Raw genomic sequence first — 22,914 nt, forward strand, 5'->3', positions numbered from 1 at the left:
GCCGGAATGCAGCGCCGTTGCCGGAATCGAACGCTACTGTTGCGGGGCCTGTTCCATCGCGATCCCCGTTCCCGTCCTCAGCGCTTCCCGCCAATACCATGCAGCCACCCCGATATCGAAGACCGCCAGCCCCATCGGGTTGAAAAATACGGTTTCCCGCTTGTCAAGTGACGCCAACGCGCCGCGACCGGCGACATCCGACAGCGTGATGACGTCCGATTCCTTCAAACCGAAGCTGCAATGCAGCTGCTCGATATCCGTATTCTCGCGGCACACCTCGGTCCAGTCATCGACGACGACGGCGTTTACGTTCGACACGCTTGCCGGCATATAATCGCGCAGCGAGATGTTAAGCAGCAGCATTCCATCCGCCGGCGCTTCGTCGATATAGCGTTGATCGGAGACCGTACAGGTGGCGAACACATCGGAGCTGCGGTACGCCGCTCTCCAATCGTCCGCGATGTCCGTTATTCCTCGAACCGGTTCAGGCACCGTGTCCGGGTCAATTCCCCGCACATCGTACAGCGTGATGCGCTCCAGCTTCCCGCCTAATAACCGGATGCACATATCCAGATGAAGGCGGCCGATCGGCCCCCAGCCCACAATACCGACTCGCAGCTTGGCAGGTCGGCGTGCCGCCATGTACGCTTTCAGCATCAGCCCGCTGACCGCCGCCGTACGCAGTCCGTTCAGCAAGCCGCTGTGAATCATGGCGACCGGCGCCCCCGTCTGGGGATCGTTGAGAATGATCATGTTATGCGCTCTCGGCAGCCCGTGAAGATGGTTGTTCGGGAAGCTTGCTACCCACTTGATCCCCGCCATCTGAATGCTCCCGCCGACGTAAGCCGGCATCGCAATGATCCGGTTCACCGGCTCGCCAAACCGCAAGTACGGCTTCAGCGGATGAACACAGTCGCCTCCGTCCTTGATAGCGACAATCTCCTCAACGATCGCCGTCAGTCCATGCCAATCGATGCCGATGTCCCGAATATGACCGTCATGCAAATAGATCATGCGCTAGCCTCCGTACGAGAGCGACGGGTCGTAGCCAAGCTCCCGCCGCACCCAATCGTCGTTATATACCGTATCCAAGTACCGTTCGCCGCGGTCGGGTAATATCGCCGCACATACCGACCCCGCAGGAATGCTGCGGGCGATTCGCCGGATGGCGGCGATGATACCTCCGGATGAAGCCCCGGCCAAGATCGACTCGTGCCGGACCAGCTCACGGCATCCCTGGACGCAGTCGGTGTCCGTAACATGTACGACGAGCTCAGCCATGCCTTGCTGGTACAGGCCTGGCGTGATGCCCGCCCCCAGCCCCGGAAATTTGCGCGGACCTTTCGCTCCGCCAAAAATGACGCTGCCCGCCGCATCGACGGCGACGACCTTCGTAGACCATCCCTGACGGTCGATGTATTCTCTGCAGCCGCGTATCGTGCCGCAGGAGCTGACGCCGCAAAACAAATAATCAATCTCGCCGAGCTGCTCCCCGATTTCCCTCATCGTCGTCTCCGCGTGAGCCAAATAGTTGTCCGGGTTGCCATATTGGTTGGTCCAATACGCGTTCGGTATACTCCGGACCAGCTCGCCTACTCTGCGAATCCGCGCCGGCAAATACTCTCCCGTCTCCAGATCGGGCTCAGCGACCAGATCAATCTCGCCGCCATAGGCGCGAATGATGCGTTTATGCTGCTCGGTCGTCCGAGGATCGACGACGCAAATAAACCGGAGTCCCGCATAACCGCATAATTGCGCGAGACTGATCGCCAAATTGCCCGAGCTCGATTCGATGACCACGGTATCCGTTCCGACCTCTCCGCGCCGCATCGCCTCCCGCAGCATATGCAGCGCAGGCCGATCCTTCGCGCTCCCGCCGGGATTCGCCCCCTCCAGCTTCCCGTATACCTGAAACGACTCGCCGCCGAATACCCGCCGAAGCGGAATTAACGGCGTACCGCCGATCGTATCGGCTATCCCGCCTTCCAGTTTCAATCGTATCCCTTCTCACTCGTAAAATATTTTTTTGCTCTTGATAGCGCTGCCCGCCATCATTTCCGGGCTCCCCCGCTCCACCCGCAGCTCGCCGAGAATACGGGCGCGAATCATCGTCCCGATTTCCGGAATGCGGTTCTCCACCTCATCCCGGATGCGCTCCAGCGCCGCAGCGGTCGCCCCCAGACTGTATACGTGCACAACAAGCGCATTACCCGTCACCTTCACGCGAACCCTCGCGTCGCTCAAATGGCGGAATACGACTTCCTCGATGTCGTAGATGCTAATTTTTTCGCCATGCTTCAGATCGGGGCCGATCCTTTTCACGATGCCTTTGAAGCTTTGCCGTTCCACGCCGTCCACCCGGATCGGGCGCAGATCGCGAACGACGTCATACGTGACGTAGCGCATTGCAGGGAACGCTTCCCTCACGGCGGAGGACAGGACAAGCACCTGCTCATCGCCGGATTCCAGCGGCTCCATTCCTTCGCCCAGCCGTTCCGGGGCGATACCCTCGGCAACGAGTCCTTCCGCTAACACGTAACGCCCATGCTCGTGGGAAAAATAGGCGATCGTCCCGATCTCAATCGATCCGTACGTATCGGTAATTTGGCTCGCGTCGAGACCTAACCGCCGAGCCGCCTGCCCAATCCAGACCGGCGACGCGATTTCCCCCACCAGAATGACATGGCGAATACCGTAACCGGCCGGGTTCGCCGATGCCTGCAGCAGCCGCTCCAGAATGGAAGGCATCGTATACAGCACTTCCGGACGGAAGGCCGCGAGCCGCTCCAGATGCTCCTCGATCGGCCGCCGGAACGAGATCGACTCGACCTCGATGCCGAGCCGGCGGAACACGTCCACGGCCGTCGCTTCCGCATGTCCCGTTCCCATATCGGCTAACGCAGTCCGATAATGGTTCGTTCCCAGGATCGCCCGGAACACCTCAAGCTTGATGCCGATATACGCCTCTTCGTCCGCATCCGTGTAATAAATCGCCTTGCGCCGGCCGGAGCTCGTTCCCGACGTGCGGTAGCAATGGACATCGCTGCGCTCGCCCAAAGGATTGCTGTCCGTATAATAATGAGCTTCGAGTACTGAAGCCGTCATCAACGGCAGCGATTCCAAATCCGTCTCCCCGGCTTCGCGTTCTTGTCCTGTCCCAGGCTGTTGCATATACCAGGGACAATACTGCGACATGCGTCCTATCGCTTGCTTGAGACTTGCAGGCAACCGCATTCGCTTTTTTCGCCTCCCTCTTGTCTACCTGATTATTCCATTTTCGCGTTTCTATAACATATGCAGGCGGTTCGCCCCCGTTCTTGCCACACAGCCAAAAAAAGTACGATCACCTATCGAAGCCCGGCCCCGTATGATATGGGAAAGAACCTACCAGAAAGGAGGAAGCCCGATGGCAAATACCCGGAACAGCGTCGCCAGCAAGCTGCTGAAAGCCCGAATGCTCCTCGGTCACCCGGAGCTGGCAAAGCATGTACCTGTTACCCGTTCGTATACGCCTAGTCAGCTGCACGACATGCTGAAGCGTTACGGGATGGTGTATGTGAAGCCGGACGTCGGCTCGCAGGGGATTGGGGTTATGCGGGTTGAGAAGCAGGGCAGCACGTATCGGTACCAGAGCGGCATGAAGCAGCATACTTTCTCATCGTTCCAAGACATGGTCCGATCGTTAACTTCACGGATCGGTGCCGAACGGTACCTGATTCAGAAAGGCATTCACCTGCTGCGATACCAGAAGCGCCCCTTCGACTTCCGCGTCATGATCCAGAAAAGTCCCGCCCGCCAGTGGGAAGCGACAGGAACTGCGGCACGGCTCGCCCATCCGAACAAAGCGGTGACGAACGGAAGTCAGGGCGGCACCATTTATGCGGCCAAAGACTTGCTGAAGCCGTTCGCCGGCGACCAGAAGACGGCCGCGCTATTGTACCGCCTGAACCGTCTCGCCCGCCTGACCGCAGCCCGGATCGGGCGTACGTATCCTGCCATGAACGAGCTCGGCCTCGATGTCGGCATTGACCGCCATCTGAAGCCTTGGATATTGGAAGTCAACACCCGCCCGGACCCTTGCCCGTTCACCAAGCTGGATAACAAGGACGCGATCCGCAAGATCGTAGCGTACGCCAAGGCGTACGGCCGACGGTATCCCTTGGTGTGCAATAAGTCGAAGAAGGCCCCGTGCTGCGGGAGGAAATAAGGGAGAGAGTTTGACAGGAACGCGCCGGTTGTATGCGCTTTGTATTTCATAGAGCTGCTTCCATGTAATGCAAACAACCTCCCGCTTCACGATCATCGTGATGGCGGGAGGTTGTTGTTATGGCTGTGGTAAAGACTCTTAAGGTGAAAAAAACTTCGGTTTGCTCAACTCTTTCTATAAGGATCAAGAAGTGGCGATATCCATGGGCAACTACGAATATTTAGATCCTTTAGCCGATGGGTCAATACTTCCAAAGTCCTCCGCCTTATGCCCAAAACACTTTCATTAAGACTCTAAGTGGCAAAACTCGCCTGTTAGTAGCAAACCTAATCGATCTCATAATCATCCGAATGATCCGCTCCCCCTGTTAGACAGGTAAAGCATACATTCCAACCCGCTAAAGCTGTTCCAATCGCCCAAATAGGTTGATGGCATTGGTTGCAACAAGCTCCGGCTTGTTTGGCGGAAACCGCGGTTTCCAAGCAGCTGACGAGCGACTTCTTGTTACTCATTGGATTGCTTTTTAGATACAAAGCCGCAAATTCATTTATTGTTATCGAGACTATTGCAAAACCCTCCTCAATAATATTTAGGAATTTATTGGTTTTAAGCGGCTGTATCGTTTCCTCTATAAAACCAAATATTTCAGTTTCGTCAATTCAGAGCGAAAAGTAGGTTTTTAGGGGTATTTGACCAGGAATTCCTTGTTCACTGGGGAAATTCGTTTATCTATTTCCTAACCTCGCATAGCCACGCTTGAATCAAGGCATCCATTAGCTGTTCCTGAAACAACTTATATCCGCCAGCACCCATCGCCACACACAACAATTTGTCCCACACCGCTTGCGTTTTCTCTAAACGAACAAGTTCCTCCTTCGAAAAGGACACAAACACAGAATCGCCTTGCTTAAGCGTCGCTTGATAACGGTCGGAGTCGAAAAACCAAGGCGCATAGCACTCCGCATACCGCATAGCCAAGACATTCCCGGTCTCAATACCTTTAATATCAAAATCCCCCGAATAATAGAGACTTCCATGCATCCGTCCCTCTTCCATATAACGATCCAGTAACCGCAGCGCGGCTGCACTGGCAGGACCGCTTGTACACATCAGCAAGGGCCCGGTGGTCTCGTGACCTTCTGTTGTCTCGGTGAATGACAGCTTATCCGTTACATCTGCGAGAGTCGAGAAGACAGCAGGATTCTCGACGACATACACATGATGGACAAGCGGCAGCACAGCCGCAGCTTCCACCTGCCTTAAGGTCATGACAAAAGGACCCTTCATCGCGCCACCGAAAGGAAGATAGAGGTGAACAGAGGAAGAAATATCGTCATCCAACACGCCCGCCCGACGGTAGATGTCCCGGGCAACCAGACTGTCGATGCCGGTCGTTGCATTCGCAACTTCGCCAAGACTTGATGCGTCTGCCAAACACAAGGCCTGCCCCTCCTGATGGGCATAACGCAGTGCGTGGAAGAACAGCCGGCCCCCCGCCTGGTTCCGATCCAGCGCATGAGGGTAGCCTGACGCTAAAGCGGCAAGCACGGGTATTCGGATCGCTACCTGCGCCCGGCCCCCTACTAATCTTGCCGCTTCCCCATTTAGCAGTAAGTTCCAAGCCTTTACCGCAATGCCGAGTTCCCGCTCAGCCGTCTCCGGGGACATTCGCCACAACTCCCGGAGCGGCCGGTAGCCCCCGGCTGCGCCTGCTTCCAATCCGGCCAGCCAATCCTTAACGACCGGTGCAAGCTGTGCACAAGACTCCCCATACGAGCTTCTAACGTTGTCAAACAAAGCATGCCATTCAGTTTCAGCGAGCAGCTTCAGGTCTGCGTTCGTGAGTAAAGGACTCCCGACCAGAATCTCATGCAACTCCGGAATTGTAAAAGGGAATGCAGACCCTTTGAGCTCCGACGCGAACTGCGCAAGCGAAATCCGAATATCGGCTCCCGGCTGTTCATACCTGCCGAAGAAGGTATTCACCGCCTCGCATTCCTCCGCGTTTGCTCCTCGTAAGACAATATGTCCTTTGGCTTCTTCCAGACTCGCATACCGTTTCCACACGAGCTGCAGCATTTTCTCGAACCCCGGTTGCGCGAAATATCTTCTCACTCTTGCCATACGATCCGTGTCCGTCCTTACATATGGATGAGATTTTCGCGGCTGGTGACTCATGCCTGACTGCCGCCTCCCACATATTCCTTCCGGCTGCCGTTCCAGCGATAACGGAAGAGCGTCACGAAGTCAACATCCTTCGGCCGGTAAATTTCGTAGATCGCCAGTTTCGGCACCGTATCAAAGCAGCCCCACAGCACTTGGGATGTCATCATATAGTCAAAGCCCATGTCGGTCAGCAGCTTGAACATATCGCGCATATTTTCTTCATCCACGCCGGCAAAGGCCTCGTCAAGCGAGATGAGACGAGGGGCGTCCGCTCGCGCATCGGAGTATCGGGACCATGTTGCCGCGAATAGCGGAATGTACATCGCCATCGCTTTCTCGCCGCCGCTCAGCACGTTGAACCGGGCATCCGTCAGCGGACGGTAGCCTGTCTGTTCCCCTTTGCGGTATTTGAGCTCGAACCGGAACCAATTGCGATAATCCAGTGCGCGGTACAGATGCTGGCGAAGCGACTCCTGCTCTTCCTGCGCGGATAGCTTGGCGCTGCTGATTTGCGCCCGGAAATGCCCGATCATGGCATCGATTTCGTCCTCCCGGAGGCGATGTGAATCGCGTTTAAGCAATTCCACCAGATCGAAGACATCCAACTGTTGGTCACCAGACGCCGGCTTCGGCTCCCACTCCAGCTTCAAGCGCAGACCGCTGGACGTATCGCGCTCCTCCATCAGCTTGTTCATTTGCCGCACCCACTGCTCGGCCCGGTGAATGCGCTGCCGAATGGCTTTGCCCACGCTTCTCAAAATTATTTCTTCATACAGCTCGCGATCCTTCTCGCTTAACAAAGCGCTTTGCTCGGCTTCCTGCTCCTCCAATTCCTCCAGCAGCATATGAGGCGGCAGTGGCTGCTGAACATTGCGCATCGACAGCAGCAATAGCCGTCCGGACGCTTCTTCCGTCACCATTTCCAGCACATATTCAGTTAGCAGCATACGCGCTGTATTGAACTGTTCTAACAAGCGGTTCAATATGTTCTCAGCGTTACGCGTTGCGAACAAGGACTCATAGCTTCTTCGGATGTCTTTAGCTTGCGTAAATTCAGACCCCGGCGCTCCGACCGAGCCGTCCGACCCTTCAGCCTTAGCGCGCCATTCCGCCACCAGACCTCGGCGAAGTTCGCCTTGCCATAGCCCAAGTGCCCGGTCCAATTTCAAGCGAAGCTCCTCCGCCTGCTCATTTAACAGTACAAGCTGCGCCTCTGCTCGCGCTTCTTTGCGTTTGGCTTCATCCAGGAGCCCTTCCTGCTCCTTGCCGCGCGCCAGCAATCCCGCTAGCTCCGAACGAAGCTCTTGGAGCTTTCTCGCCACATCGGCGAGTCCCAATTCCTCGATCAACTGCCTTAACGTTTCAACCTCGGCCCGAGACTTCCTCCGCCGCTCATCAAGCTCATCGGCGAGCATTTCCTCATCTTCCAAATCCGCAGCGACGGATTCCAGCTCCTCTTGAAGCCTTTGCCGTGTAGTCCGCGCATCCTGATACTGCCGCCATGCGGAGTGAAGCTCTGAGAGGCTTCCTTCATAATCGCGGATCATCGCGGTAGCCTCCGCCAGCTCCTTCTCTCGCTTAAGCCGCGTCCACCCGGATGTCAGATCATGCAGTTCCCTCTGAAGCTCCCGCCATTCGCCGGACTTTGCTTTGTATCGCTCGATCGCCCGCTCTTCCTGATGCGCAGCGGCTTGCAGTCGATACGAGGCCGCTTGCCATTCACCGGCGCTCTGCGATAAATCGGCGCCGCTCGGAAACGAATCGCGTTCCGCCGTTAGTTCACGCTCGGCGTCCAGACGCTCAGCCAGTTGCCGGTCTGTCTCGTCAATCCGGCTTGCCAACACCGCAATTGCCTCTTCTAATCTGGCAATTTCCATGAATCGCGTACGCTCCCGAGTTTCTTTGCCGATATATTCCGCGCGCGGCTTCACATTTGCTTTACCAGCTAAAGGCCCCAACCGGTAAGAACCGTCCGAGGCAATGACCCCATGCCAATCGCTATCGTCAACAAAATGCCTCTCTTCATCCCACAAAAAACTTCTCAGCACCTTCTCGACCACTTCCGCGGTCAATCCGCTGTCCTCCGCAGGGGCGGCCACTAATAAATCCGCCAGTGTGTAACCAACCTCCAGCGGATTCGGCACAATCCACATGTCCTCCTCGCCGGCGCCGCATTCTCCAAACCTCCCCTCCGGTGAGATCCAGGCATCCAGCAAGCCAGAACGCTCCAATGCCTCCTCAATGCGAACCCTGGTTTCATCCGTCACGTGCGCTCTAAAGTCACAGGCAGCGAACAGCGGCGCACCGTCTCCCTGTCCTTTCCTGCTGCGAGTTGCTATCCGCGCCGCACTCCGTTTCGGCTCCGGTTCGCGACTTTGTTCCCAACCGTGCTTTTCCTGACGGAGAGACTCCTGCTCCATCACATAAGCATCCCGCTCGTTCTCCAGCGCGATTCGCAGTGCGACCATATTGTCCCTGGTACTCGCATACCGCTTCAACATCGCTTCACGGATCGTTTCAAGGGAGGCCGTTGGTCCCACGCTGTAGTGACGTATCGCACTAAACGTCTCCCGAACAGCTTCATCGTCAAACGCCATATGCTGCAGATCGTTTTGCCAGTCGATGACCTCGTCTTTGAACGCCTCTCGCTGTTCGTCCAATTGCCTTTCCCTCTCCGCGCGCTCACGTTCGGCCTCATCACGAACCCGGCTCGCCTCACCCATTTCAAGCTCACGTTCCTTCACAAGCGCAGCCGCGGCTTTCTCCTCTGCCGCCTTGGCCAAGGCCCGCTCAATCACACCGCGGTGAGCTTTAATATCCTTCCGCCAGCCCTCTCGCCAAGCATCGTCTGCCGGCACATCTCTAGCCCATGATCGATGGTAGACGGCATGCCCGGCAAATTCCATATCCCCGGCCATCGCCTCCAGTTCGTCCAACAGCTCTCTCTGTTCCCGCTCCGCCGCTGCCTCCTTGTCCTTCGCATCCTGCCTGTCGCGCTCCAAACGATCTTGTTTGATCCGGTCTTTCGCTGCCTTCTCCCTGGAACGCTCCAACTGCTTGTCCGTATCCTCCAGCACCTTCGACGCTGTCTCGTACTCCCGCTGCTTGCCGATTGCCTCGTGCTGCTCCAGCACCCCTCGCTCCGCTGCAATTTCCTGCACCCTGATCTGAATCGCGCTCTGCTGCGATGAGGCCGCCGCCTTCTCGCTTACCGCAAGCTGTAAAGCTTCCTCGGAGGATTTCACTCTCGCAGCGACTTCATCGTACCCGGATTTAGCCTCCAACATCTGCTCCGACTTTACAAAAAGCACATGCTTGTTATATAACTCGTACCGCTCTTGCAGCTTCAGCATTTCACTGCGGTGCCTTTTGATCTCATCAAGCCTGTCGGCCATTTGGTCCATATCCTCCAGCACCTCGGACAACGGCCTGAGCTCTTCCTCCAACAGTGGCGGCAGCGCTTGATGGAGAATGTCGTAGATCGCCGTCGGCTTGAAATCCTTCGACAGCTTCGGACTGCGCAACTGAATCATAAGCTGCAGTAAATCCTGAAAGGCATCCCCATCCGCAAAGCCAAAAATATGTTTGTTCACCAGCTCCTGATATGACTTCTGATCATGTACAACCTGTCCCCCGGAGCTAATCTTGGCCTCCAGCTCCTTCCGATCAAGCGGGATCCGTACTTCGTCTTCCAACCAGCGATTCCGGTCATACAACCAGAAGTCCCGACCAATGCGCCTGCCATCCTCAAGCACAAAGCCCCAGAATTGTACTTGCTGCGCATGTCTCCTCGCCCGCAGTCCAATGCCTACCGTCTTGAACGCGCCGCTCCTTCCATGCTTGAACTCCATCCACAAATAGCCGGTCGCATCCGTCTTCCCGCTGTCTTCTTCCCCGATCAAATAGTACTCAATTCTCCGATCTCGTGAACCAAACGGGTCGAGCCGGTGGGCCCGCTTATCCCCATCCAGCACAAGCGGCAAAAAGCTTTGCATCGTAACCGACTTACCCGAACCGTTCGATCCGCGAAGAATCAGCCTGCCTTCTTCCAGCTGGAATTCCTCTTCATCGTAATACCAGAAATTAAGGATACCAACTCGGTTCATCTGCCATCTGGCCGCCTCTTGGCCGCCTTTCTCCCGAACAGCGGCAAACTGCTGTGTATGTATTGGTTCCATGCTTCATTCGCCCCCTTATTCCCTCTCCAAATCCGTATTTCCATACTCTGCCTGCCATCTGCCCAGCATCGGCGATATGAGGAACGCAGCCTCTCCTTCTTGCTCCCCAAGTCCCCATTCTAGCAAATGCTTCATACACAGCTCCGCCAACTCTTGCGAAGAGAACTCCCTTAACTCCTTGCTCCAGAACACCTTATACTTCTCTTGAAGCTGATAAAAAATAGCCTCTAACTCCGACCTTGTCAGCCTGATCATGCCGTTAGCTTCCGTATGCAACCCGCTGTCTTCCGACAGCCGGGAGCGGATTTCTCCGGCAGCAAGCAGCGCCAAGTCCGATGCCGCCGACAGCGTCGGGAACAAATCACTCTCCCCGGTCAACTCCGGGTGAAAGAACAATAAGCCTTCCCGATAGCGGCGGCCGACCCAACCAAGCATTTTTTCCAATTGGTCTATCAGCGCTCGCCGCTGCCACAGCACATAATTCAAGTCATCCTCGTCCCATTGTCTGTCCGCCACAACCGGCTCCAACAGCAATCGTCGATATACACGATGTCTGAGGCGCATCGATTGACCCTCCTGGGTACTCGCATAGGGAATCGGATCCTCCAATTCCTCTAACCGCGAGCATCCGGTCAGATCACGCGGGAACCGCCTGAGCACATAACGGGCATTCGGCGAACATTCATACAGCGCATTTCGCTCCGCATCCTGAGCCCAGCCGCTTTCGTCCCCATCTACATTATGCAGTACACCGAGCGACCTCAATTTCTTCAACGCCCGTGCCATGGCCAGACGATCATAGTAATTAGCCCAGTCCGCCTCTATGCCTTCGGCTACCATCTGCTCACGAATCTCTTCTACAATGTCAGAGAGCAGGAATTGGTCCAGCTCGGTCTTTCCTTCCAAATACCACAGTCCATAGGTAAAAAAGATATAATCCCGCTTATCGCGAAATTCCGCGAAGCCCATCCACGGGTAAGCTTTCACTGGTGTCTTGTCCAGCTTCGCAATCGTCCTGGTCACAATCAGCGGAAACCCCGCTTTATCCATCAGCCAATTCCGCAGCTCTTCATAATGGTCCTTAATGGTGAAATACAAGTCTGCGTCGTCTTCCTTCGCCACCCATGGCCGATTTAGCAGCGCATGAATACATGCACGCTTGCGCTCAGCCAGTTGCTCAGCATTTCTCGCCCGCTTGCTTGCTCTGCGCAGCGCCCCAGTCGCCATTTACAGTTCCCGCCTTTCTTCACTGGTTGCCGCTGATTCAGCAAAAGACCCTGAAGCCGCTTCTGTCAGCATAAAGTAAAGCTCATAATCCGCCATCTCTAGCTCCCCGTCCTCGGCATACATAATCGCCCGTTCCTGCGTACGCGGATTATTCATGCGAATGCGCACACCTTCCGGCGTGACGAACGAATACATACCTCCCGAGGTCATGCACCTGCCGATCCATTGCAACAACCGCATACGCTCCTTCGCGGTAATCGGTCCCAGCTCGGAGATGCGGACACGCCCCCGCTGCAGCAGCGCATCGATCATTCGCCACTCCTCCGCTTGCCGCAGCATGAACGCTTCTCGCTCGCGCTGCTTCCGCAGCTCATTATCGCGCACCGCATCCGCTTGCTGCCGTTCACCGCGCTTGCGGCTGCGTGAGCGAAGCGTGCGCATCGTCGGATGTTCCTCCCAGGAGGACATATCGGAGCTGTCCGAATCACGTAAATCCTCACCTTGCAAATGCCTCGTAGGAAACAGCCCAAACACAAAGGCAGACAGACGATGCGCTTCATCCACCGATTCCACCGAAGCAAACCAGCGGGCCAAGTGCTCAAGCTCCTTCTTCCGGCTGAGTCCTGTCCGTTTGCGCTCCTGAATGCGAATCGCACTTCGCACAATACGCGCAATTGCATCCTTGGTCGCCCGCTCCAACAACGTCAACTCGCTGAGCGATGAGCCTTCGCCGACAAACCAGCGCTGAATATTCCCCCATCCCTGGCGCAGCTCTTCCAGCAGCTCCTCCTTATCCGGACCTTCTTCCAACCTCGGCTTGTTCAGATCGCCTTCCGCAACCCGTTCCAGAAATTGCTCCCGAATATTCTCGTTAATCCGAAGTAAGTTGCCTTCGATCTTATAAGCACTTCGCTGAAGCGCCTGAATGAAATTCTGCAAGTAATCCGTCAGCTTCTCCTTAAAGACGAGAAAAGCCTCCGTCACCAGCATCTCCTCCGCTTTAGCCGTCTGCAGGCTGGCAATATAATCCGCCGCATTCTCATGCAGATTAACAAAAGAACGGTAAAGCACATTCCATAGCTCCAGCGCCGCTTCCGGCTGCATAAGCCCGGCTTCACTGCGAATCGTGAACAGCTTGTCTGCAATCGTGTCAAACAGGGATGCCTCAAGCGAGCCGCCATATCCCGTAACCTTTTCCAACGATTCCAACAATCGCTCAATCTCAATCGAGTATGGTCTCATCAAATATTGCATCTTTTTTCGCAAATATTCCTCAAGGGTCGAAGACCGTCCGCCATCGTGGCGCGCGGTAAGATTTTGCCAGGCAACCAACTGCTCAAGATCATGTTGACACATCTCAAGCGTATACGCCGGCCACACGTTCCAAGCGACGAGTGCCTCAAACACATCCTCCGGCTTCAGCCAATACCTCAACCTCTTATACTCCTGGTAAAAAAAACGCATAATTGCCCGGTACCGTACAACATTATCCGCATTCACATACTTCAGCTCCGGCACCCCGCGCAACGACTGAACAGATAATCCCGCTCCTGTCATCTCCATCTCACCGCCACCACCTTCATCCACATACATTTTTACACCCATCTTAATTCGTGCTTCCACCGATTGACAAGCAAAGATGTCTGGAAGTCCGAAAACAGGCCCATTATGTTACAATTTGTCGTTGCCAAGTCAAATAGAATGCGTTAAGGTAATTTATAGGGCTATTGGAAATAGGGGATTGCGATAATGAGCGGAAGCAGCACGTTAGATAAACTTATGAAAATGCTCGTCAAGTCTTCAGGGGACAAAAAACAGAAAATCATCGACGAGTTCGAGCAGAAATTTCAACTTCATTCATCTCAAATAAGAGAGAGGAAGCACCCCTCTCACATCGTCTGCCCTGGCTGTCAGCAACAAGGCCATGTTATTTTATACGGCTACGCAGATCGCGCAAAGAACCGCCATCGCTTCCACTGCAAAAATTGCGAACGCCATTTTAACGATCATACCGATACCCTATTTCATAACAAAAAGCTCCGCAACCATCTCTACCCGTTCCTCGACATGATGTTTAATGAAATTTCCATCCGAAAGACTGCTGGCGATCTTGGCATATCTCCCACAACGGTCCATTCTTGGCGGCATGCCGTACTTCGTTATATAGAAAAGAATAAGCAGGCTTTTATCGAGACATTCTCCAATGACGAAATTGTTGAACTCTCGACCAGTGAATTCAAATCTTCACGAAAAGGGCTGCCCCGCCACCAGGAAGTCCCGGCCAACACACAGGTCCTCCAGTTCCAATGCAATCGTGAGAACCAATTCGATGTGTCACATTTGTCAGATGGTGCAATCAAGCCTAAGAACAACCTGATCAAGGGGGAATTATCCATTGAACTTGCCGGTAAATCTGTCAATGACATGCCTGCCTCTTCAGCAGACCGCCTCTTGCATCACAACCGACATGTGCTGCAACTCGGCCGCCAGTTTGCCGATGCCTACCAACAAATGAGGGGCGTTGCCCAGCCTTATCTGTTTCAATATGCTCTCTGGCACTGCCTTCGCGCGAAGCTATCGAGGCTCAATCCCAAGGAGCGCCTGCATTCCTTATTGCTTTTGTGTTTATAAAACAAATTTATCTTGAAATAATAATTAATAAAATAATTCATTTAAATCAGCACTTTTCACATTATGCCAACGATAAAGTGTAACATGTAAAAAACGGGGGTAAATCTGCTCTGAGCAGCCGCACATTTTTCTTCACACCCGGAAGTTTCATCTCTCCGCCTATATCAGCAGGAGCTCATTCCCTCCTCGGACCGGGCATGATCCAGATCAAATTCAAGCAAAAGGCAGGGAGAGGCTCTGCCCGCAATGCCCCCTGTAAATGCTTTAGAAATGCAGAAAGAGCACCGGGTACGGCACTCTCATTGATATTACTTATGGAGACAAGGCTTGACTTAGCAAGTCCACAATTCGCCGCGGCTTGTTACTCAGTTTGCTTGAGAGGTTGCGTAACCTATTCTTTAGCTAGTACGGTCAGTTCCCTCGAATCAATCACCAGTCCAGATGAGCGTATGAAATCAAACCCAAGTATACCGTCTATCTCCATACCGTAATTCATATCGCTGATTTCTACTTCCATACTTTACATCTATGTTCATCTGGGTCCCCGTACCCCCGCCCAGTTCTCCCGAAGCTCCAATTTTTCACGGGATGTGTGAAAGAAGCCGTATTCCCGATAAGGCTGCTCCCGATGCAATTCATAATACCGTTTCATGGCAACTGAGGAATCATCAAAGCGATCAATGACAGTCACCTCATCAACGAACCAGTATCCGTCCTCCGAACGGGATTTTAATGCTTCACAAACAACCCATTCATTCGGAAGCTGCTCACGAAATTCTTCCCATCTCATCCTTGCCAGCTCCAAATCAAATCACCGTCATTATAAAATAAAGCCTAACCGGAAAATGATGTGGTTAAGCTTAGTAAGCATGATGAACCACTGTCCATATTACGAGGCGAACCCTATACCTTATGGAGACGAGGGGAGTCGAACTGCTGTCTCAACCTTTTTATCTTGTTTCAATTTGAATATATTTATGCCGAGAAAGCTTATCCTGTAAGGCTTTTCGCTTTATAATTTATTATTTGGTGTTATTCTGATTTACCGTCGATTAGTGCTTATGACTACAGTTCGTCTACTGTTTTCGGACAGGAGTTTGGCGAAAAAACCGGTGGTTGTTATTCTCACTTAGATAGTGTTAATCCATCCAACCCTGCTTAACGTAGTCTATTCAATATGTCTATCTGTATCAGTAGTCAATTTGTTTTTTATTATCATACCTGACGCTACAGTGACAGCACCTAATATACCACCAGAAGCAAATCCAGCCGCGGCAGCACCAATTACTGCTCCAGTATTGTCCTTAGCTTTGACAATTACATCTGCGACATATCCATTTTCTTCATTAACTTTATCAAGGCCTAAACAATTTTGAATTGTTGTTACTTCTATTTGAATTTGTTTATTAAATAAATTTAAATACGTATCATAGCATTTGATAATTTTACCACTTTCACGCTTTGTTTTACAGTTCTGAAAACTACATTCCTCGATATAAAGGGATATTCCTTTTATATTTTCATTTGCTTTTCCCGCTATTAAGAAACCATCGTTTAATTCGGCACCGTTAAAAATGCATTTTTTCACAGTACTATAACCATACTCATTTCCTTTACTTCTATGAAAAGTCAGGCATGCAGTTGAAAAATTTCTAACCGAATTAATATACTTAATATTATAAAATTCACAGTATTCAACTTTTACTTTTCCGACAACAGATGATTCAATCAGATTATTAATACACCCCACAAATTGGCAAAATGAAATAACCATTCTATTTCCAGATATGACCGATTGGCACTCTGCAAAAGCGCAATGAGTCACATTACAGTTCTTAATATTAAATCCAATTTCTATGACTTTTTCGCATTTGTTAAATCTGCAGTGCGATAGCATTCCTGCATCATTAATACAGTAATTCACATTCTCAAACGTGCAGTTCGTATAACTTGCGTATTTCATATTAAAGAGATGGCTTGTTCTTTTGAAATAACCATCTTCATCCTTTACATTAAAAAAGTTATTCCCATTTACTATAACTTCGCTAACTGTTATATTCTTAGTTTCTCCCCATTGCGAACTGCAAAATATGTCCCCGTAATCAAAATCTTCCTTCTCGGGTAATGGTTTATTAAATGTTATTAGGCAGTTGTTAATAATACCCTCATTTAAACCTCGCAAGTTTAAAAAATAAATATAGGGATTTATTATCTCACAGCCTTGCATAACAAAATTACAATCGTCTCCGCTCAACTTTTCAATAAAATAACTGCAATCCTCAAAAACACTATTCTTAATCAAGATACTTACGGATCCATCATCTTTGAACAAAGGATTTTTCTCTAAATTTCTACACAAAATCCTGCAATTCCTTATTGATAAAGATGAACCTTCCTTTAACGTAATCTGACAGGGCGTTCCAGGGATTTCGTTATAGTATATCTCACAGTTTTCAAATACTATAGTTCCAGCACAATCAATATACGAATTTAGATGGATTACATTATTTCTATATTCTTTGATTTCACCTTTTGCGATATGAGTTATGCTCGAAATTGTAATTTCTATTAGTTCATGAGAATTATATGCATCGTCTTCAACATCAACAAATGCATCAACAAATTCAATATCCCAATCATCGATATCGTAACTTGGAGCAATGGCATTATATAGATCAATCATACCATTTATACCGATTCTCTTTATATCCATTTCTACTTGTTGTTGGATTTTTTTCTTGTTTGCATTACTAATACTGAGATGGTCAACTATTTCGGAAATTTCATCACACAAATCAAAACTACTTGTACAAAGATAGTTCAATTCTAATAACAGTGGGAAAATAGCACGAGATTCTTTTTCATCGAAAATAAGAGTTTGTAAATCAAATTCAGAACTTCTTTCGTGAAATTGGGCCATCCTCCTAATTGCTGATAAAAATGCAGATAATTCTTCTGTAAATCCATGTTTATCAGCGATATAATTTAATGCTGATAATAACACTGATTTTTGGGCATCAGAAAAATCGACAATCAAAGCATTCTTTTTATATCCATACTTGATAAAAGTATCAACATCAATAACCCTTCTAGCAATACTTTCTGTCGTACATGTAAGGCTATGTAGTTGATTGGAGAGGTCACTTATAATCATAGCAACTTCCTTATTATCGTCAGAAAGGGAAAGCAATAGCTTTAATATGATATCTTGTGCTTTTGCTAAGCTTGTAATGTTCGATGCTAATATTTTTTCGTTATCTTTTGAAAAGGTAATTAACTGCCAAATTCGTTTATACCATTTTCGGGATTTTATCTGTTCAAAATCTTTTTCACTCGCAGAAAAAAGCTCCCCAGCAGCTTCTCGTAATAGTGCGATATTATCATTATTCATAAATGTGTTTTTATCAACATGAAGATCATAAGAAATCGCCATACCAACTAACCCTCCAACATTTTTTTTATGTTATCTATTTTTTTCTCGGTCAGTTCCATATTTGTTCTTGTTTCTGATAAAGATTTCGAAGTCATAATTGAATTCTGTGACATTATGTCAATAACTTCAGTCAGATTCTTACTAACTCCCAATATGTAACCAGACGAAGTGAGAATTTTTAAATATGCACCTTTTCCAAAGACCTCGTCAAGAATATTAGTAAGAACAGAATTAACATAGACACCTATTGCCAAACCGGCAATAAGACCAATTGCCCCACCAGGCAAAAATAATGTTAACCCGGCCATACCTGCTCCAATAATTGTGCTTTTTAATGTATCTTCGCCTACTTCAGTAAAAGCCTGCTCTGCTGTAAGTTCACCATTTTTGTAGCGCATATACGATGTTATACTAGAAATAGTCAAGCCTATAGCTGCACCAATTATTGCCCCCTGAGCCATTTTCCCTAATGCCTGCTCCATCGTTACTGCAGTTGTAGCTTGTCCGTTTCCTATTTTATTTTTTAAACGATTGACTGAATCAGAAACGTTTGTGGGATTGCTAAATTCTGTAGTAGTCAGTCTTTGTTGAGCAGTGGTTAACCTTGCTACCGCTTCATTGTCTCCTATTGAATTTGCATGAGCAATTTCTTTGCTTAGTTTATTAATTAGTGATTTTTGAGTTCCATCTACACCAAAAACAATGTCATCAGGGGAGAGAGTTCCATTTTTTATTGCCTTTACTATCCCTTGTACATTTGTGTTTAGACCACCTTGCGTTTGGGCTGCTTTGACTGTAGTTCTACTGATGGTATTTCCTGTAATACGACTTATTGTTTCTCCATCGACTCCTACGGCATTTTTATTTAATAAAGTACTTTTTTCAATTAGCGATCTTAATTCACCTTGTTTAAGTCGTAACCAATCGACTTCTTGCCCTGATCCAGCCAATTTGGCAGATAAATTTGTTAACTGGGAAGGAGTCGCATTATTTAAGTAGTTTTGTGCCACGGCAGGGTTATTAAAAACCCCCAATTGTCTATATGCTTCTTCATTTAGGCGTTTAAATACCTGAATGTCTCTTGCAAGCTGTTGCGTTCCTTCGTAACGTAGGCCTGATCCAACTAACTTATTGACATTATTGGTAACAGACTGGAGATCTTGAGATGAAACGAGTCTATATTGTGCCGCAATATTCGTAAATGTTGCAGCCTGAGAAAGCAGAGTTGGATCTTTTTTTATTTGCTCTATGTAATTAGGACATAATTCCGCATCTGCATGTAATACTTTACATTTCTCACAGTAATAACTCATATGCTTAACTCCTATCTATTCTAAAATATTGACCCAATCTCCTTGACTCCTAAGCCACATCAAAACCCCATCACCATAGCTTTCAACCGTTATCGTATAAACACCGTCCTTCTCACCTAAAATTCTAGCTGTCGGTAACCTATCAAGGATAGCTTCCAGGCTCGCACCGGAAAATTCAAAGTGAATCCTATTCAATTTACCCGAATACATAAATTGTACTCTTTTGCGAAATTCAGCATCGTTAAAGCGATCCTTATATGGAATCTCAAATTTCAGTCCTGTACCTTTAATATTATTAATTCGGTCTATTCTAAACACAGTCGGATATTCTTTGCTATCATCAGCCATAAACGTCACTAAATAAAAGTAAAACTCCGAGAACATTACCGCAACTGGCTTAACTTTATGCTCACGAACCTTACCATCTTGCCGTTTATACTCAAAGGAAATAGTTTCGTTTTGGCTTATATAGCTTGACAACTCCCATATTGGAGCAAGCAGCTTTTTACCATGGTTTAGCTGAGTGTAGTTGTGATATTCTTTTTGGATAATATCTTCAATGATTTTACGGTCGTTTGGTACTACTTGGTTAATAAGTTTATTTATAAGACTATTAAGCTCATCCTTTTGGAAGGCTCTACTTTCAAGTAATATTTTACTAAGAGCTAATACCTCTTCGTTTGTAAGCCACTCACGCTCATAACGAATGAGGAAATAACCATTTCTTGTTTTGTCAAACTTTATTGAAACCTCTGCTTCAGTAAAGTGTGTTTCCACCATGTATGCACGTAAATCATCAATGTCTCGCTGAATTGTCTTCTGTGATACTCCAAATTCAGAGGCCAACTTTGCTTTATATATTAATTCACCCTTATTAAGTCTTTCATAAATTCTAAGCAGGCGGAAACCCTTATTACCATTATAATCAATCCCAAAACTCAACAAATTCACCACCAATGCAACATCCTACTCATGATTATAACAATAATGATGGACACATATTGGGGTTTTATAAAAAAAGTGTTTCTTTTTGTTAAAAATGCAAGCACCAGTCTGTACTGGAGTACCTAAGTATTGCGGCGGTTATTGATGCAGTAACCGCCGCATTGTGCAGCATATTGTCACTCAATAATTGAAGCAGTAAATTTGTTTTAAATTAGTTTAACTCAAAAATCAAACGGATCAGATTTCTCACGTTTTGGTTTCTGTTTTACAGACTTATCGTCTAACAAAAGCGAGTCCAAATCCATCTCATCACGTCTTAGTTGGCTCCGGTAACCGGAGAGTGCTTGAAGTGTTGTATCACTCCGAACCTCTGGGCGCTCATATAAACTTACTAATTCTACCATCTGCGCTATACGCCTCGGTAATCCCAATCCAGCAAAGATAGTATAAATGTTCAGACATCGAGCATTTTCGTCGGCATAAACCGCTACTGGACGTTCAGCAGCAAATGGTGCATAGGAAACTAATTGTTTTTCTACCGCCGCTACCATACCAAGAGTGAAAATCCGTCTGGCTCCGTTTAGGCTGGCGACCATGCTAATCGCACAACGAGTTGAGTCCGTAAAATCATATCCTTCAGATAATACTCCATCTTCAATGGATCGTTTTAAGCGAGGAATGTATGTGCCGCGGTTATTTGCATCAATCCCATTTTCTTCAAGCGTACATTTTCCAAATGTAAAAATACCGGGGGTCCGTAACATTTTCAATAACTCTGAACCATCGAAATGGTAACCCGAAATCGGATTATAAGTAATTGTCACGATGTTCAGTTCATGCAGCATCTGAGCAATATATCTGTTACTATGCTCTAGAAACGATGATGCACTACCACCCGAGTGAGTTCTTAAATATTCTTCAAATAGCTTCTGATTGTCCACTAGTAGAATACTACCTAATCCGCGCATGGCCTTCGCAATAATTTGCAGGCGTTGTAAGGCATTATCTAGCACCTGAAACCCTTCTTGATCCCGCGGCAATGTCAGAATTAATCCGCAACGTCCGGCAAAACCATTAGAATGTACCATTCTAACAGCCTCTATAACGGCACCGGTCCCCGTCCCTCCTCCAAGCCCACAAACTACGAACAGATAGTCCCGATCCTCAAAGAAGTCTATGACCCGTTTGCCTATTTCATCTTTGTACTTGTTAAAGGCATCTTCGCCAATCTGTATATTCCGGCCAGCACCTCGTTCATAGCCCCTAAGTATAAACTTTTCAGTATTCGAACGCTCAGATAACTTTCGAAGGTCAATGTCATTTGTATTGACTAAAAATGCAGTATATGGGTTCTTATTATTTCGTACATTTAGGCGAACAGTTGCACATTCGTGCGCAATCGAACAACCTCCCATTCCTAATCCCAGAAAACCAAACTTCAAACTAATATCCACTGATCAATTCACCCCTCTTTGCAAATACTGATCACGAAACTTGATGACTTCATGCCCAAGCTCCGATAACTGATACATCCTTGTTCTCCCGATTGCTTGAACATCCACAAGCCCAGCCCCTTCAAGACGCGCCGCTATTTGATCAAGAGTATGACGAGAACGAATAGGCGGTGCATCGTCATGCTTTTTAAGGCTGAAATGATGGTTAGTCAGTTCTTTTAACCTTTCCTTGTTAATCGGTTTTCCAGCCTTCATAAGGGTCGCTAGTACCCATATTCCGTCGCCTACCTTTACTAACAGTCGTTCCAAAATCTGTTCTCTCGTCATAATTCATGTTCTCCTTTCAATTACGAATCCTTTTTTGATTTGTGGTTTGTTGTGGGTAAAATCGCTGTGTATATGGACAATTAAAACGTATCATGTAAACCAGCTATTAAATTTGCTAAGGCAAATAAAAACGGTACATATCCACGGGGATAATGTACCGTTTTCATTCACTAATTCAACCGTTTCCACGATTTACATTTTTCTTAATGCATCACTCAATGCACTTATGGCATTTTTGTGTGTTTTGTCCATTATGTGGGTATAAATTCTACTAGTTGTCCCTATGTCTGAGTGCCCCAGCGCCTCTGAAATAGCCTTTAAATCAATTCCCTCATCGTATAATATACTAGTCTTAAATCATGCAACCTTATTTTCGGCAATCCATGCTTTGTTAAGAAGTCAGCAAACCATTCAGTAACTGAATTTACCCTATATGGTCTTCCGTTCTCGTGAGCGCAGACATAACCAGTATTTTCATACTCGTCCCCAAACAATTGCTTAAACTCATCTTGCCGTATTTTACATTTCAATAGAAGCTCTAAAAGTCCGTCTGGGATAAACAACGATCTCTTGCTCTTATCTGTTTTTGGGGATTTAATAATCACCTTGTCTCCAGCACTTGTTCTAACCTCATGTATATACAAAATGCGCTGGTCAAAATCTAAAAATTTCCATTTTAGCCCAACAATTTCTTCCCTTCTCAAACCTAAATACCCTGCAAGGTAGATCGGTAATTCCAATTTTGTATCCTTTACTTTTTCAAGCAATACGTTTAGTTGCTCTTTTGTATAAGCTTGCCCTTCGAATCTAATCTTGCGCGGTAGTGAAACGGCGTCAGCCACGTTCCTATAAACAAACTGTTGTTTTAATGCGTAATCTAGAAGTCTGGTGAAAAACACCACAAATAGTCGATATGGTAGAATAATAGAAATACCTGATTAGAAATGAGGAACAGTTATGCGAGCAGCAAAACGGACCGGGATCCAGCCACAACTATTTCAGATGATCGACATGGATGCCTTAGTGCCCAAAC

At 48.5% G+C, this 22,914-nt stretch carries 17 protein-coding genes; 2 read left to right on the top strand and 15 right to left on the bottom strand.

Annotated elements, in window-relative coordinates:
* Positions 1-33 precede the first annotated feature (33 nt).
* The 3 genes from KXG62_RS18400 to KXG62_RS18410 are packed head-to-tail and all read right to left on the bottom strand — an operon-like array spanning position 34 to position 3,234.
* Positions 34-1,014 (bottom strand): 2,3-diaminopropionate biosynthesis protein SbnB, encoded by a 981-nt coding sequence (locus KXG62_RS18400; RefSeq protein WP_218093457.1) that lies wholly within the window; start codon positions 1,012-1,014, stop codon positions 34-36.
* Between the two features lie 3 nt (positions 1,015-1,017).
* Positions 1,018-1,995, bottom strand: coding sequence for a 2,3-diaminopropionate biosynthesis protein SbnA (sbnA, locus tag KXG62_RS18405; protein WP_246627512.1), 978 nt, complete (start codon positions 1,993-1,995; stop codon positions 1,018-1,020).
* Between the two features lie 12 nt (positions 1,996-2,007).
* On the bottom strand, positions 2,008-3,234 hold the full coding sequence (locus KXG62_RS18410; protein WP_246627513.1) for a phenylacetate--CoA ligase family protein: 1,227 nt from the start codon (positions 3,232-3,234) through the stop codon (positions 2,008-2,010).
* A 172-nt stretch (positions 3,235-3,406) separates the two neighbouring features.
* On the opposite strand from KXG62_RS18410, the gene KXG62_RS18415 reads away from it, so the two are divergent.
* The gene (locus tag KXG62_RS18415) at positions 3,407-4,207 is read left to right on the top strand and encodes a YheC/YheD family protein (protein ID WP_218093458.1); all 801 of its coding nucleotides are present in this window, start codon (positions 3,407-3,409) and stop codon (positions 4,205-4,207) included.
* A gap of 729 nt (positions 4,208-4,936) precedes the next feature.
* Here the strand turns inward: KXG62_RS18415 and KXG62_RS18420 are convergent.
* The 4 genes from KXG62_RS18420 to KXG62_RS18435 all read right to left on the bottom strand — a co-directional run bounded on the left by KXG62_RS18420 (position 4,937) and on the right by KXG62_RS18435 (position 13,383).
* A complete protein-coding gene (locus KXG62_RS18420) occupies positions 4,937-6,286 on the bottom strand; it encodes a TIGR02679 domain-containing protein (protein ID WP_218093459.1) in 1,350 nt (449 codons plus the stop codon).
* 95 nt (positions 6,287-6,381) lie between these two features.
* Positions 6,382-10,551 (bottom strand): TIGR02680 family protein, encoded by a 4,170-nt coding sequence (locus KXG62_RS18425; protein ID WP_218093460.1) that lies wholly within the window; start codon positions 10,549-10,551, stop codon positions 6,382-6,384.
* 15 nt (positions 10,552-10,566) lie between these two features.
* A complete protein-coding gene (locus KXG62_RS18430; RefSeq protein WP_218093461.1) occupies positions 10,567-11,778 on the bottom strand; it encodes a TIGR02678 family protein in 1,212 nt (403 codons plus the stop codon).
* Positions 11,779-13,383 (bottom strand): TIGR02677 family protein, encoded by a 1,605-nt coding sequence (locus KXG62_RS18435; protein WP_343223493.1) that lies wholly within the window; start codon positions 13,381-13,383, stop codon positions 11,779-11,781.
* 144 nt (positions 13,384-13,527) lie between these two features.
* Between KXG62_RS18435 and KXG62_RS18440 the strand changes: the two genes are divergently transcribed.
* Positions 13,528-14,409 (top strand): hypothetical protein, encoded by an 882-nt coding sequence (locus KXG62_RS18440; protein ID WP_218093462.1) that lies wholly within the window; start codon positions 13,528-13,530, stop codon positions 14,407-14,409.
* Positions 14,410-14,941: 532 nt separating this feature from the next.
* Here the strand turns inward: KXG62_RS18440 and KXG62_RS18445 are convergent.
* From KXG62_RS18445 to KXG62_RS18475, 8 genes are all read right to left on the bottom strand, one after another.
* On the bottom strand, positions 14,942-15,199 hold the full coding sequence (locus tag KXG62_RS18445; protein WP_218093463.1) for a hypothetical protein: 258 nt from the start codon (positions 15,197-15,199) through the stop codon (positions 14,942-14,944).
* A gap of 378 nt (positions 15,200-15,577) precedes the next feature.
* The gene (locus KXG62_RS18450; protein WP_218093464.1) at positions 15,578-17,842 is read right to left on the bottom strand and encodes a hypothetical protein; all 2,265 of its coding nucleotides are present in this window, start codon (positions 17,840-17,842) and stop codon (positions 15,578-15,580) included.
* Positions 17,843-17,847: 5 nt separating this feature from the next.
* Positions 17,848-19,155, bottom strand: a complete 1,308-nt coding sequence (locus tag KXG62_RS18455) for a hypothetical protein (RefSeq protein WP_218093465.1) — start codon at positions 19,153-19,155, stop codon at positions 17,848-17,850.
* Positions 19,156-19,170: 15 nt separating this feature from the next.
* Positions 19,171-20,109, bottom strand: coding sequence for a helix-turn-helix transcriptional regulator (locus tag KXG62_RS18460; RefSeq protein WP_218093466.1), 939 nt, complete (start codon positions 20,107-20,109; stop codon positions 19,171-19,173).
* A 212-nt stretch (positions 20,110-20,321) separates the two neighbouring features.
* Positions 20,322-21,554, bottom strand: coding sequence for an FtsZ/tubulin family protein (locus tag KXG62_RS18465; protein ID WP_218093467.1), 1,233 nt, complete (start codon positions 21,552-21,554; stop codon positions 20,322-20,324).
* A 3-nt stretch (positions 21,555-21,557) separates the two neighbouring features.
* Positions 21,558-21,881: a hypothetical protein gene (locus KXG62_RS18470; RefSeq protein WP_218093468.1), complete on the bottom strand. Its 324-nt coding sequence runs from the start codon at positions 21,879-21,881 to the stop codon at positions 21,558-21,560.
* Positions 21,882-22,073: 192 nt separating this feature from the next.
* Positions 22,074-22,226 (bottom strand): tyrosine-type recombinase/integrase, encoded by a 153-nt coding sequence (locus KXG62_RS34395; protein ID WP_343223495.1) that lies wholly within the window; start codon positions 22,224-22,226, stop codon positions 22,074-22,076.
* The gene (locus KXG62_RS18475; RefSeq protein WP_281426881.1) at positions 22,199-22,648 is read right to left on the bottom strand and encodes a tyrosine-type recombinase/integrase; all 450 of its coding nucleotides are present in this window, start codon (positions 22,646-22,648) and stop codon (positions 22,199-22,201) included. The genes KXG62_RS34395 and KXG62_RS18475 overlap by 28 nt, the downstream gene beginning before the upstream one ends.
* Positions 22,649-22,914 lie beyond the last annotated feature (266 nt).

Origin of the sequence: Paenibacillus solanacearum, from assembly GCF_910593845.1 — a bacterium.
In the GTDB taxonomy this organism is placed as follows: domain Bacteria; phylum Bacillota; class Bacilli; order Paenibacillales; family NBRC-103111; genus Paenibacillus_G; species Paenibacillus_G solanacearum.

Coding starts and splice junctions, on each gene's coding strand:
- KXG62_RS18400 (WP_218093457.1), bottom strand. CDS start 1,014: ATGATCTATTTGCATGACGGTCATATTCGGGACATCGGCATCGATTGG.
- KXG62_RS18410 (WP_246627513.1), bottom strand. CDS start 3,234: ATGCGGTTGCCTGCAAGTCTCAAGCAAGCGATAGGACGCATGTCGCAG.
- KXG62_RS18415 (WP_218093458.1), top strand. CDS start 3,407: ATGGCAAATACCCGGAACAGCGTCGCCAGCAAGCTGCTGAAAGCCCGA.
- KXG62_RS18420 (WP_218093459.1), bottom strand. CDS start 6,286: ATGCTGCAGCTCGTGTGGAAACGGTATGCGAGTCTGGAAGAAGCCAAA.
- KXG62_RS18425 (WP_218093460.1), bottom strand. CDS start 10,551: ATGGAACCAATACATACACAGCAGTTTGCCGCTGTTCGGGAGAAAGGC.
- KXG62_RS18430 (WP_218093461.1), bottom strand. CDS start 11,778: ATGGCGACTGGGGCGCTGCGCAGAGCAAGCAAGCGGGCGAGAAATGCT.
- KXG62_RS18435 (WP_343223493.1), bottom strand. CDS start 13,383: ATGGGTGTAAAAATGTATGTGGATGAAGGTGGTGGCGGTGAGATGGAG.
- KXG62_RS18440 (WP_218093462.1), top strand. CDS start 13,528: ATGAGCGGAAGCAGCACGTTAGATAAACTTATGAAAATGCTCGTCAAG.
- KXG62_RS18445 (WP_218093463.1), bottom strand. CDS start 15,199: ATGAGATGGGAAGAATTTCGTGAGCAGCTTCCGAATGAATGGGTTGTT.
- KXG62_RS18450 (WP_218093464.1), bottom strand. CDS start 17,842: ATGGCGATTTCTTATGATCTTCATGTTGATAAAAACACATTTATGAAT.
- KXG62_RS18455 (WP_218093465.1), bottom strand. CDS start 19,155: ATGAGTTATTACTGTGAGAAATGTAAAGTATTACATGCAGATGCGGAA.
- KXG62_RS18470 (WP_218093468.1), bottom strand. CDS start 21,881: ATGACGAGAGAACAGATTTTGGAACGACTGTTAGTAAAGGTAGGCGAC.